Annotated in this window: 11 protein-coding genes; 7 read left to right on the top strand and 4 right to left on the bottom strand. The window is 69.8% G+C overall.

Annotation, left to right across the window (positions count from 1 at the left end):
- Positions 1-18: 18 nt before the first annotated feature.
- Complete coding sequence (locus tag FHR38_RS23560) at positions 19-1089, bottom strand: zinc-dependent alcohol dehydrogenase (protein ID WP_184536710.1); 1071 nt, start codon at positions 1087-1089, stop codon at positions 19-21.
- Between the two features lie 202 nt (positions 1090-1291).
- Between FHR38_RS23560 and FHR38_RS23555 the strand changes: the two genes are divergently transcribed.
- Both FHR38_RS23555 and FHR38_RS23550 read left to right on the top strand, forming a co-directional pair.
- The gene (locus FHR38_RS23555) at positions 1292-2200 is read left to right on the top strand and encodes an AraC family transcriptional regulator (protein ID WP_184536709.1); all 909 of its coding nucleotides are present in this window, start codon (positions 1292-1294) and stop codon (positions 2198-2200) included.
- 100 nt (positions 2201-2300) lie between these two features.
- Complete coding sequence (locus FHR38_RS23550) at positions 2301-3218, top strand: carbohydrate kinase family protein (RefSeq protein WP_184536708.1); 918 nt, start codon at positions 2301-2303, stop codon at positions 3216-3218.
- A 466-nt stretch (positions 3219-3684) separates the two neighbouring features.
- On the opposite strand, the gene FHR38_RS23540 is transcribed toward FHR38_RS23550, so the two are convergent.
- Positions 3685-3936 (bottom strand): DUF2249 domain-containing protein, encoded by a 252-nt coding sequence (locus FHR38_RS23540; protein WP_184536707.1) that lies wholly within the window; start codon positions 3934-3936, stop codon positions 3685-3687.
- A 348-nt stretch (positions 3937-4284) separates the two neighbouring features.
- Between FHR38_RS23540 and FHR38_RS23535 the strand changes: the two genes are divergently transcribed.
- From FHR38_RS23535 to FHR38_RS23525, 3 genes are all read left to right on the top strand, one after another.
- Positions 4285-6819 (top strand): nitric-oxide reductase large subunit, encoded by a 2535-nt coding sequence (locus FHR38_RS23535; protein ID WP_184536706.1) that lies wholly within the window; start codon positions 4285-4287, stop codon positions 6817-6819.
- The gene (locus FHR38_RS23530) at positions 6816-7190 is read left to right on the top strand and encodes a hypothetical protein (RefSeq protein WP_184536705.1); all 375 of its coding nucleotides are present in this window, start codon (positions 6816-6818) and stop codon (positions 7188-7190) included. The genes FHR38_RS23535 and FHR38_RS23530 overlap by 4 nt, the downstream gene beginning before the upstream one ends.
- Before the next feature lie 182 nt (positions 7191-7372).
- On the top strand, positions 7373-8197 hold the full coding sequence (locus FHR38_RS23525) for a helix-turn-helix transcriptional regulator (protein WP_184536704.1): 825 nt from the start codon (positions 7373-7375) through the stop codon (positions 8195-8197).
- A gap of 62 nt (positions 8198-8259) precedes the next feature.
- On the opposite strand, the gene aspS is transcribed toward FHR38_RS23525, so the two are convergent.
- The gene (aspS, locus tag FHR38_RS23520) at positions 8260-9546 is read right to left on the bottom strand and encodes an aspartate--tRNA(Asn) ligase (protein WP_184536703.1); all 1287 of its coding nucleotides are present in this window, start codon (positions 9544-9546) and stop codon (positions 8260-8262) included.
- Here aspS and FHR38_RS23515 point away from each other — a divergent pair.
- Both FHR38_RS23515 and FHR38_RS31675 read left to right on the top strand, forming a co-directional pair.
- Entirely contained in the window at positions 9545-9694 is a 150-nt protein-coding gene (locus FHR38_RS23515) for a hypothetical protein (RefSeq protein WP_184536702.1), read from the top strand. The two genes, aspS and FHR38_RS23515, sit on opposite strands and share 2 nt — an antisense overlap.
- A gap of 272 nt (positions 9695-9966) precedes the next feature.
- Positions 9967-10716 (top strand): 4'-phosphopantetheinyl transferase family protein, encoded by a 750-nt coding sequence (locus FHR38_RS31675; protein WP_246446710.1) that lies wholly within the window; start codon positions 9967-9969, stop codon positions 10714-10716.
- Here the strand turns inward: FHR38_RS31675 and FHR38_RS23505 are convergent.
- On the bottom strand, positions 10697-11695 hold the full coding sequence (locus tag FHR38_RS23505; RefSeq protein ID WP_184536701.1) for a beta-ketoacyl-ACP synthase 3: 999 nt from the start codon (positions 11693-11695) through the stop codon (positions 10697-10699). The genes FHR38_RS31675 and FHR38_RS23505 overlap by 20 nt on opposite strands.
- Positions 11696-11773 lie beyond the last annotated feature (78 nt).

Raw genomic sequence — 11773 nt, 5'->3', positions numbered from 1 at the left:
GGTGACGGCGGCCGACTCCTATCCCCGGTGTGTCCCGAGGTCACTACGTGGCGTCACGAGGATCTTGCCTACGCTGCCGTTGGCCGCGGCGACGAAGGCCGCGGCGGCCTCCTCGACCGCGAAGACCGTGCTGACGATCTGTTCGCTGGGAAGTCCCCCGGCCGCGGCGATCGCGATCGCGGTCTGCATGTCCGCCGCGGTGTAGTTGGCGCAGCCCTGGATGCGCATCTCCCAGTCCTGCACCTCCGGCAGTGGCACGCTTCCCGCACGTGGCGGCACACCGACAACGAGCAGCGTCCCCGCGCGTCGCAGCACGTCGAATGCCTGACGGATCGACACCTCCGTGGCAACGCAGTCGAACACCACGTCCGCGTGCCCGCCGTCGTACGCCCGGCGGACCGCCATGGCGAACTGCGGGTCGGCGGCGTCCACGGCCGCGTCGGCACCGAGCTTCAGTGCTCGCTCGCGCTTGGCGGGCTCGAGGTCGGTGACGACGATGGTGGCGGCACCCGCCGCCCGGGCCGCGACGACGCAGAGGATCCCCACCGTGCCGGCACCGAGAACGGTGACGTTCGCGCCGCGCAGGTCGCCGGCGATCCGGGCCGCGTGCACGGGCGTGGCGAGGCACTCGACCAGCGCGGCGTCGAGGTCCGAGACCTCGTCGGGCACCGGGATGATATTGCGCGCCGGGGCGACGACGTAGGCGGCCATGCCACCGGCGAGCTTGCCCGAGGAGTCACACCCGATCCAGGCAAGCTGCTGACAGGCGTTGATGCGGCCAGCCCGGCAGTTGACGCACTCGCCGCACTCGACGTTCGGCCTGACGACGACCCGCTTGCCGACGAGGGAGGGGTCAGCGCCCGCGCCGACGCGGTCGACGACGCCGCACAGCTCATGCCCGGGCAGGTAGGGCGGGTGCAGGAACGGGTGATGACCCGCGATGGCGTGCGTGTCCGAGCCGCAGATGCCCGCATAGGTCACCGCCACTCGCACCTGGTCTGGTCCAGCCTCCGGGACCGGCGAGTCGACGACCGTCACGTCGTTCAGCCCCGCCACCCGCACCTGACGCATCGTCGCGCTCGTTCCCACCGCTCCGCCTTCTGTCCCTCGCACCACCAGGGCTTTCGACCCTGGTCCCGTTCCTTTCTCGGGCTGGGCACTACTCTCCAGCGGACGAGCCGGCCAGGGTATGACCTCGCAAACCGAGTTCTGGTACTTTCTTGCGGGCCTCGACGGCTGGATCGGTGCCATCGCGCCAGAGGGGACCAGGACACCGGACGGAATAGGCCAAATGTCCGAAAATAGCACCGCAACCATCGCCAAGGCGAAGCTCCGTCGTCCCGCATCCCGCGAAGTGATCACGCTGGATGGCACCTCGTCGTTCCGGTTCTACGTGCACGACGAGCCACACCCGTTCGCCTCGTGGAACTACCACCCCGAGTACGAGGTGCATCTGATCCTCAGGTCATCGGGCCGCTTCGTCCTCGGCGACGCCATCGGGTCCTACGTTCCCGGTCAGCTCATGCTGATCGGGCCGAATCTGCCGCACTCCTGGATCGCCGACCGGGAACCCGACGAGCACCTGACGGACGCCCACGCCGTGCTCCACTTCACCGACGGCTGGATAAGGGCATGCCAGGCGGCGATGCCGGAGCTGCGGGTGCTCGACTCTCTCCTCCGGCGCTCCGGTCGGGGAATCGAGTTCCACGGCACGGCCCGCACCCGCGCCACGGAGGCGCTCCTCGCGATCCGAGACGCCGCCGAGGGCGCGGAGCGGGTTGTCCGGGCCCTGGACCTCCTGCGCATCCTCGCCGAGGCGTCACTCAAGGACGCGACGCCCGTCGTACGAGCCTGGGTGCCCCAGCTCGACGACGGAGGTCCCTCCGAACCGATGAGCCGCGCGATCGACTACATATTCGAGAACCTCGCCACCGGCGTGCGACTCCACGACGCCGCCAGGATCGCGACGATGAGCGACTCGGCGTTCTCTCGGTACTTCAAGGCGCGCAGCGGCCAGAGGTTCACCGACATGGTGCGCCAGTTGCGTCTGACACACGCCTGCCACCTGCTGAAGAGCACCGACAAGCCGATCACGACGATTGCGACGACGGTCGGCTACTCAAATCTGTCCAACTTCAACCGGCAGTTCCTCCGGACCTATGGCAAGACGCCACGTCAGCAAAGAGCGGAGTCACGATGAGAGCAGACCCAAAGGCGAACGACTGGCTGACGAGGAAGCGGCTCGCAAACGCTGTGCTCCAGCACGGTGGCACGAATGCACTGATCGGAGACTTGCGGTGATGCCGTACGCGGTGGTTCTGGGTGAGGCGCTGGTCGATCTCTTCGAGGTCGAGGTCGCGGGCGAGCGGGTCTTCCGGCCGATGGTCGGCGGCGCGCCCCTCAATGTGGCCTGCGGGATCGCGCGGCTCGGAGCCGAGGCCAGGTTCGTCGGTTCGCTCGGCTCCGACGCGTTCGGCGACCGGATCCGCGCTCTACTCACCGAGCAGGGCGTCGATCACAGCGGCTGCGTCAGCGTCGACGTGCCGACCACACTCGCGGTGACGAGCCTGCACGGGGCGGAGCCGGAGTTCGCCTTCTACGGCAACCCGCCCTCGTACGGGTTACTCGATCCGGTGGACCTCGACGTGATCGCCGGGGCCGGGACGCTCTACTGCGGGTCGATCGCCCTGCTGCAGCCGACGACCCTGGCCGCAGCGAAGGCCGCATGGGCGACCCCGGGCCCGTTGCGCACCATTGACCCGAACGTACGGCCCGACCTGCTCGACGACCCCACGCCGCTGCGGGCGACCGTCGAGTGGTTCGCGTCCACCGCCGACCTCGTGAAGCTCAGCGAACCGGACGCGCGACTGCTCTTCGGCCTCGACGCCACCGCCGCGGCGAAGCACCTGCTCAGCCTCGGCGCGGGAGCCGTGGTGGTGACCCTCGGCGCGCGGGGCGCGCTCGGTTTCGTCGCCGGTGCCGAGTTCTCGGTTACTCCCCCGCCCGTCAACGCGATCGACGCCACCGGCGCTGGGGACGCGACCATGGCCGCGCTGAACTTCGCCCTCCTTACCGGTGGCCTTCCCGCAACCGAGGAGCAGTGGCGCGACGTCGTCGCGTTCGCCATCCGCGCGGGCTCACTCGCCTGCGAAACCAGGGGTGGTGCCACCGCGATGCCGCCCCTGTCCCGGCTACGGGAACCCGCGGCCGCAAGCTGACCAGGAGGGGGAGGAAACACCCCAGTCCGTACGTTGTGGAACATCCGCGCAGGTTGCTGTGCGGGGATGTTCCGGCGGCGGAGGTGGATGATGCCCGCGCTTGCCGCGCGCAAGCTGAAGGATGTCGTGGCGGTCGTCAGGGCGGCCCGCGAGGACAGGGGCCTGAGCCGGAGTGAGCTGGCTAGGCGCCTCGCATTCTCGCGGGACTGCCTGATGACCTCGAGTCCGGCAGGTTGACCCTGAACGTCCCGTCGTGGGACTGCCCTTGTGGGGCAGCCCACGACCGGGACGTCAACGCCGCCATCAACGTGTTGGCCGCCGGGCAGGCGGACAACTCAAACGACCGTGGAGCACGGGTAAGACCGGGACTCGTCCCGGCACCGCGCCGTGAAGCGGTAACCCACCCGGACGCCGCGTGTTCCACACACGGCGTGGAGGGAATCCCCCCTACAGGGCGGAGAGAATGTCAATCGCCGTCGACCGAGTCGGGACGCCCGATCCGCACCCGCCAGGTGCTCGGCCCCGACTCCAGGTAGTCCCAGCTGAACTGACCCGCGTGCTCGGCCGCGAACTGGTAGTGGAGCGGCTTCGGGTCATGGTCGTTGACGAGCACGAACGCCTCCCCCGCGCCCAGTGCGGCGTAGGTGCTGAAGATCAGGTCGTGGCGCCGGGCGGGGGCCTCGGTGCGGACGTCGAGCTGTCGGTCCTCGGTGGTCATGACGGGTCTCCTTGCTGCTGTCCGGATCCGTCGACCTGGACGGACCCCGGTGGTGCGGCCCGCTAGCCGGCACCCGTCTCATTTATACGACACAAGTTTGTGAAAACAACCGTCGGGCCACTGTGACCCTAATCCCGAGCCCTCCCCCGTCATCCGCGCGCCCCGGCCGCCTCGCCAGGCGCCTCGGCCAGCACACGACGACCCTCGGTCGACCCGAGCCGACCGTCCACAATGAGAGTTGTCACAACTCAGTTTGTTATTACTACAAATCATCGTACTCTACGGCCGCCCGCTGAAACTCGGGCCGCGCAGACAACACCCGCGGCCCGCGTACGCCAAGGAGGACGAATGGCGTTATCGGATACCGCGCCGCGACAGGGGGGTTCCCCGGAACCCACCACACCAGCGGCCGGCTCTGCCAAAGGCAAGCGACCCCGCCTCATCGCCCGAGGCTGGGTGCAGGCGGCCATCCTGGTCACCCTCGCCGGCTTCTTCGTCCTCGGATACCTGGCGATCCGCACCTACCAGGCGCAACCGCCGATCCCCGACCGGGTGGTCAGCGCCGACGGAACTGTCCTGTTCACCGGCGAGGACATCAAGCAGGGACAGGAGGTGTTCCTGCGCAACGGCCTGATGCAGTACGGCTCCATCTACGGGCACGGCGCGTACCTGGGCCCCGACTTCACCGCGGACTACCTGCACCGCTCCGCCACCATCGTGCAGGACCAGTACGGCGGTGCCGAGGCCGGCCACGCGCGTACCGTCGACGACTACCGGATCAACCGGTACGACGAGAAGACCGGCACACTCCAGTGGAGCGACGCTCAGGCAGTGGCGTTCCGGCAGCTGATCCCCCACTACGCCGCACTGCTCGGCTCACCCGACGGCAAGCAGGGCCTACGGCCCAACGCGATCACCGATCCCACCGAGATCCACCAGCTGACCGCGTACTTTGGCTGGTCGGCGTGGACATCCGCAGCCGACCGACCCGGCGAGAGCTACTCCTACACCAACAACTGGCCGGCCGAGCCGCTGGTGAAGAACGAGCCAACCGGGCACACCGTGGTGTGGAGCGTACTGTCGTTGATCTTCCTGCTGGTCGGTGTCGGCGCGCTCTTCGCCGCCTTCGGCCGCTGGAACTTCCTCGGCTGGCACGGTCGTGACCAGCGGCAGCTGCGCTTCCACGCCCCTCGCGACGTGAAGCTGACCCCGGGGCAGCGGGCCACCGCCTGGTTCTTCCTCATCATGTCCGGGCTCTTCCTGGCCCAGACCCTGCTCGGTTCCGCCACCCAGCACTACCGGGCGGACCTGGAGTCGTTCTTCGGCTTCCCGCTCGACGAATGGCTGCCCTACAACCTGACCCGCACCTGGCACGTCCAGCTGTCGATCTTCTGGGTGGTCACCTCCTTCCTCGCGATCGCGATCTTCCTGGCACCGCTGATCAGCCGGGGCTGGGAGCCTCGCCGCCAGGCGTTGCTGACCCGGCTGCTGCTCGGCGCGCTCGTCGTGGTCGTCGTCGGCAGCCTGATCGGCGAGTTCGCCGGCATGCGCGGTTGGCTGGGGCCGCTGTGGAAGTACTTCGGTAACCAGGGCTGGGAATACCTCGACCTCGGCCGGTTCTGGCAGGTGCTACTCACCCTGGGCATGGTCATCTGGGTGGGGATCCTGTTCCGTGGGCTGCGCAAGCGCCTGCGCACCGAGCACATGGCCAACATGCCGTGGCTGTTCTTCCTCGCCGCCCTCGCCCTGCCCGCGTTCTATGCCGTGGGGCTGCTGGCCGACACCGACTCCAGCTTCGTCACCGCCGACTTCTGGCGGTTCATCGTGGTGCATCTGTGGGTCGAGGACTTCATGGAGTTGTTCACCACGGCCACCGTCGCCTACCTGTTCGTGCTGCTCGGTGTGGTGCGCGAGCGGGTCGCCCTGGCGGTGATCTACCTGGACATCGTCCTGTACGGCGCCGGCGGCGTCATCGGCACCATGCACCACCTGTACTTCTCGGGTGAGCCGGCCGAGCACCTCGCCCTCGGTTCCGTCTTCTCGGCCCTCGAGGTGGTGCCGCTGCTGTTCCTGACCGTCGAGGCGTGGGGCTTCCTGCAACTCGGTGCCCGGCGGCACAGCCCGTCGAAGACGCCGTTCCCGCACCGCTGGGCGGTGATGTTCCTGGCCGCGGTCGGGTTCTGGAACTTCCTCGGTGCCGGTGTGTTCGGCTTCCTGATCAACCTGCCGATCGTCTCGTACTACGAGATGGGTACCGGTCTGACCGCCAACCACGCACACGCCGCGATGATGGGCGTGTACGGCATGCTGGCCGTCGGCTTCGCCATGTTCGCGCTGCGCTACTTCATCCCCGAGGAACGCTGGTCCGACCGGCTGGCGGCGATCTCCTTCTGGTCGCTCAACCTGGGCCTGGCGTGGATGTCGTTCGCCACGCTGCTGCCCGCCGGGGCGCTGCAACTGTACGAGGTGCTCGACGCCGGGTATGCCGACGCCCGAAGCCTCGGCTACCTGCAGGGCGGCACGAACGTGTTCCTGGAGTGGATGCGCCTGCCCGGTGACGTGGTGTTCATCGGCGGCGGGGTGCTGCCCCTGCTCTGGATGACCTGGCAGGGCGTCCGGTATCGGAGCAAGAAGACCCGCCCACCGGAGGAGCAGGAGCAGACGCTGCTGTTCACCGAGATCGTGCCCGACGACGAGGCCGATGGCGGCCAGCTCGCCGGTGGTACCAGCCCGGACGGTACCGATCCGGACGGTAGCGGACCCGACGGCCGCGGACCGGACCACGACGGTAGCCCGGACGACGGCGACCACCGCGACGGCGGGGGCACCGACGTCGCGGACGCGCTCGACGAGGCCCAACCCGCCGGGCGGGCCGCGCCGTGAGCGGCGAGGCGGGCTTCGCCGCCGGGTACGCCCTGGTGCTGCTCGCCGTGGTGGGGGCGCTCGAGTTGTATGGGCGGCAGTCGACCAGCGCGTGGTCGTCCCGGATCTTCGCCGGCTACCGTCGGGCGGTGCCCGACCCGCCGGAGCCGGCCGAACGGGAGGACTGGCCCCACTCGGAGGTGGGCCGGTTCCATCGGGTGCTCTCGCTGTCGATCTCGGCGGTCGCGGTCGTGCTGCTGGCGGCCGAACTGTTCCGCCACCATCGACCGGTGGAGGTGGCTGTCCTGGTGGGGATCGCGATTCCGCACTGCGTGCTGCTCGTGCGGATGGTGCAGCAGCTAGCCCGGGTCCCGGTGCCCCCACCCGGCTGACCCACCCGGCTGACCTCGGCCCGGCTGAGCGGGCCGGTTGAGTACGGGCCGAGGTCAGCCCGAAGGTGCCTGCTGTCCCCCTCCAGCGGCACCCCAGGTGGGGGCCGGACGCCAAGGCGTCCGGCCCCCACCAGAAATGATCGATGATAGTTTATACAATCGACACGGAGTAAAATGCCCTGATGGACAGGTGGCAGTGGGGTGACCGACACGACAGGTCACCACTCGGTGAGCGCCGCGCACAGATCCTCGACCTGCTTCGGGCGGCACGGACACCACTGGGTGTCCAGGAGATCGCCGAAGGCACCGGGCTGCACCTCAACACGGCCCGGTTCCACCTGGACGGGCTCGTCGACGCCGGCTTGGCCGAACGGGAGACCGAAAGCCGCGACCAGCCCGGTCGGCCAAGGGTGGTCTACCGAGCCGTACCGACCGACCCCGACCCCGGCACGGGCACCCGCAGCTATCGGCTGCTCGCCGAGATCCTCACCGGCGTCACGGCCCACGCCACGCCCAATCCATCGGTGGTCGCCTCCGAGGCCGGACGGACCTGGGGACGCTACCTGACCGAGCGGCCCGCTCCGTTTCAGCGGATCACGAGGGACGAGGCCATCGGCCGGCTGACCGGGGTCCTCACCGACATCGGGTTCAACCCGGTGGTGGGTCCGGTCGAATCGCAGCCACAGATCCTGCTACGACACTGCCCGTTTCGGGAGATCGCCGAACACAGCCGGGAGGTCGTCTGTGCCGTACACCTCGGCCTGATGCAGGGGGTGCTGAGCGAGCTTCGGGCACCGGTGACCGTCGACCGGCTCGACCCCTTCGTCGAGCCACGGTTGTGCCGAGCCCACCTGACCGACAGCGTTCCCACCGACACCGACACCGCTGACGCTGGTCCGGCCGATGCGCGCGCGGGTGTCGGTGACAGCGACAGCGGTCTCACCAACGGCAACGGCAACGGCGACAGCGGTCTCACCAACGGCAACGGCGACAGCGACGGCGACTGATCCCGCCGGTCGAGGACTCGAAAGTCCTCGACCGGCGGCCTAGCCACGGGGGGCAGGATCCGCTACGGCGTCAAGCGGTGCAGGTCGCGGGGAAAGGCGGTCACCTCACGGACGTTCGCCGCACCGACGAGCCGGGCGACGAAACGTTCCAGCCCGATCGCGAAGCCGCCGTGCGGGGGCATTCCGTGCCGAAACGCCTCGACATACGACGCGTACGGCTCGACCGGCTCGCCTCGGGCGGCCAGCGCCGCCAGGTAGTCGCCGTACCGGTGCAGCCGTTGCCCGCCGGTGACCAGTTCCACGCCCCGGAAGAGCAGGTCGAACCCGTTCGAGTACGCCGGCCGGTCCGGGTCGGGGTGGGTGTAGAACGGCCGTTTCGCCATCGGGTATCCGGTGACGAACAGGAAGTCGGAGCCGTGTTCGGTCCGGGCCCACTCCCCCAGGGTCCGCTCGTGGGCGGGCGCGAGGTCGGGCTCGTCGGGCGGTGCTCCGGCGATGGCCAACGCCTCGGTGAAGTGCACCGCCGGAATCCAGGCCGGTACGTCCGGCACCTCGACACCGAGCGTGGCCAGCGGCACCGCAGCCCGATCGGCCACGCCGGCGAGCATCCCGGCGAGCACGTCCCGCAGCACGCTCATCACGTCGCGGTGGTCGGTCACGAAACCGAGTTCCACGTCGAGTGAGGTGTACTGGGCCAGGTGCCGGGTGGTGTCGTGTGGCTCGGCCCGGAACACCGGGCCGACCTCGTAGACCCGTTCGTGCACGCCGACCATCAGCTGCTTGTAGAACTGGGGTGACTGGGCCAGGTAGGCCGGTGTCCCGAAGTAGTCGATGGCGAAGACGTTCGCCCCGCTCTCGGTCGCCGACGCAACGACCTTCGGAGTGTGGATCTCGACGAAGCCCCGCGCGTCCAGGGTGGATCGGAAGCCGGCCACGGCAGCCGCCGAGATGCGCAGCGCCGCGCTGCGGGCGGGGTGCCGGAGTGCCACCGGCGCGTGGTCGAGCTGCGTCGGCAGGGTCGCGGTCAGCCCCGGCCGGTACAGGTCGAACGGCGGGGGCACGGCAACCTCACCGAGCAACCGTACGGTGGGCTCGATCACCTCGACCCCGGCCGGCGCGGCGGGATTGGCGGCTACCGTGCCGACCACCTCGACGACGGTCTCCTCGGTCAGCGTGGCGAGCCAGGTCCGGCTGTGCGGTTCGGTGACCACCACCTGGGCCAGCCCGCCGGCGTCCCGCAGGATCAGGAACGCCACCGACTTGAGCAGCCGGCGGCGGTGCACCCAGCCGGCGAGCGTCACCGTCTCGCCGACGTGGTCGGGCAGGGTCGTGGAAAGGATGCGTTGCATGGGGCGTACCTCCTCGTCGAATCGCAACGCGATCCCGGGAGGTGCGGGCGAGCGGGTCCTCGCGGTACCACCGCACCTTCGTGCCTGGCTGACGCCGGGCACCTCATTCGTCGCCCGATCACGGGGGCCGGCCGGCGGGGTCTACTGAACGCCGGGTGCTGGTGCCGCCCCACCCAACGCCGTTCTTCCCGCAGCTCAGGAGGGTCTTCACGGCCCGGCCGGAGACCACCTTCCCAGCTGCCGGTGGTTCTCTGGACTCCGGTGGTCGGGACGCTAATCGGCTCCGTCGTCGCTGTTGCCGGCGAGGCTAGCAGCCTTCGGGGCGTCGGCGACAGGTAATTGGCGATACGACGTGAGCAGGCTCATAACCGGCTGCGCCGGGGGTGGCGGGGTGGTGCGACATCGTGATGGACTTCGATGATGATCGATGTCTTGTTGAGTGTGACCCTGGACGCCCACACCCTTGCCCGGCAAGCCGCAGCACACCTCGCGGACGCCCCGCTGACCGAGGTCGGCGTCGGTCGCGCACCGGGCGGTCGCCCCATCCTGACCGGCGCCGGCGCCGGGCTGGAGGTGTCGATCAGCCACTCGCACGGAGTCGCGGTCGTCGCCGTGACGGCCGCCGGGCCCGTCGGAGTCGATGTCGAGCAGGTACGCGACCTGCCATCGGTCGAGCTGGCCGCCCGCTGGTTCACGCCGCAGGAGGCAGCCTGGGTGGCCCGCCACCCGGACGACTTCCTCCTGCTCTGGACGCAGAAGGAGGCGACCGGCAAGGCGTACGGTCGCGGGCTGCGGGACGGCGGGCTGCGCCGACTCATGCCCTTGCCGCCCGCAGCCAGCCGCCACGCTCCGCTCCCCCGGCCCACAGCAGCCAGCTGGCCCGGTCCGCTCCTCCAGCCTGGCGGCTCGCCGGAGATCGCGCTCACCTCGTGGTCGTACCGGGTGGTCACCCGGCCAGCGACGGAGGTGGTGATCTCGGTGGCGACGATCGGCACACCGATGGCCGGGCAGGTACGGGTCGACTTCCGCGACACCAGCCCCACCGCAGCCGCCCGCGACACCAGCCCCACCGCAGCCGCCCGCGACGCCAGCCCTACCGTTGGCACGCCGCCCGTCGGGTCCGGGATCTGCCCGGCCAGGACCGACCGGGTCAGCCGGGCAGCACCTTGACATCCGGCCAGACCAGCGCAGCCGCACCCCAGGTGGCACCCGCGCCGAAGGCGGGGGTCACCACCCGGTGCCCCACCCCCAGCCGACCAGTCGTCACGCCGTGATGCAGCGCCAGGGGAATGGAGGCCGCCGCCGTGTTCCCCACGGCGTGCAGGTGCACGATCGCCGCCGACTCCGGCAGGCCGAGGTGTTTGACCAACGAGTGCAGGATCCGGACGTTGGCCTGGTGCCCGACCACGCGGTCCACGTCGGCCAGCTGCCACCCCACCTCGTCCACGGTCTGTCGGGTCACCGCCTCCATGTGCGACACCGCCGCCATGAAGGTCGACCGTCCCCGCATCCGGATATGGGCTGGCCGGTCGTCACCGGCTGCCCGAGCGCGGGCTCCCCCACCAGCGACGGTGATCAACTCCGCGAGCGACCCGTCGCTGTGGACGTTGACCGCCCGCAACGCGCCCGGCTCGTCGGAGTGCCCGGCCCGGAGCACCACGGCACCCGCCCCGTCACCGAAGATCGGACGGGTGTTCCGGTCCTCCGGATCCACCAGGGTGCTGAAACTCTCCGCCCCCACCACCAGCACACTCTCCGCCAGTCCGGCCAGGACCAGCGCCCGCCCCGTCTGCAACCCGTACAGGAAACCGGAACAGACCGCGGAGAGGTCGAAGGCGGGAATGGTGCCGAGCCCCAAGCGGGTGGCCACCTCCGGCCCGGTGGCCGGACAGAGCCGGTCCGGAGTGGTGGTCGCCAGCAGCAGATAGTCGACGGTGGCCGCACCCGCGCTCTCCAACGCCCGACGGCCCGCCTCGACGGCCAGGTCGCTGGTACACATCCCGGCGCTGATGATGTGACGCCGGCCGATACCGGTGCGGGTTCTGATCCACTCGTCGGAGGTGTCGAGTTCAGCGGCCAGCTTCTCGTTCGTGAGGGTGCCCGGCGGCACCCAGGCACCGAGGCCGGACAGGACCGCGGCTCTAGGCATGTCGCTCCCCGTTCTACTCGTCGTGCTGGGACCGGTCGTCGTGCTGGGACCGGTCGTCGTGCTGGGACCGGTCGTCGT

The organism is Micromonospora polyrhachis, assembly GCF_014203835.1.
Classification (GTDB): Bacteria; Actinomycetota; Actinomycetes; order Mycobacteriales; family Micromonosporaceae; genus Micromonospora_H; species Micromonospora_H polyrhachis.
Note: the sequence above shows the minus strand (reverse complement) of the source record. Positions and strands in the feature narration are given on the sequence as shown.

What these genes read in the sequence shown, in the direction of transcription:
- FHR38_RS23555 (WP_184536709.1), top strand. Translation starts at nt 1,292, where the DNA reads ATGTCCGAAAATAGCACCGCAACCATCGCCAAGGCGAAGCTCCGTCGT.
- FHR38_RS23550 (WP_184536708.1), top strand. Translation starts at nt 2,301, where the DNA reads ATGCCGTACGCGGTGGTTCTGGGTGAGGCGCTGGTCGATCTCTTCGAG.
- FHR38_RS23540 (WP_184536707.1), bottom strand. Translation starts at nt 3,936, where the DNA reads ATGACCACCGAGGACCGACAGCTCGACGTCCGCACCGAGGCCCCCGCC.
- FHR38_RS23535 (WP_184536706.1), top strand. Translation starts at nt 4,285, where the DNA reads ATGGCGTTATCGGATACCGCGCCGCGACAGGGGGGTTCCCCGGAACCC.
- FHR38_RS23525 (WP_184536704.1), top strand. Translation starts at nt 7,373, where the DNA reads ATGGACAGGTGGCAGTGGGGTGACCGACACGACAGGTCACCACTCGGT.
- FHR38_RS23515 (WP_184536702.1), top strand. Translation starts at nt 9,545, where the DNA reads ATGGGGCGTACCTCCTCGTCGAATCGCAACGCGATCCCGGGAGGTGCG.
- aspS (WP_184536703.1), bottom strand. Translation starts at nt 9,546, where the DNA reads ATGCAACGCATCCTTTCCACGACCCTGCCCGACCACGTCGGCGAGACG.
- FHR38_RS31675 (WP_246446710.1), top strand. Translation starts at nt 9,967, where the DNA reads ATGATCGATGTCTTGTTGAGTGTGACCCTGGACGCCCACACCCTTGCC.
- FHR38_RS23505 (WP_184536701.1), bottom strand. Translation starts at nt 11,695, where the DNA reads ATGCCTAGAGCCGCGGTCCTGTCCGGCCTCGGTGCCTGGGTGCCGCCG.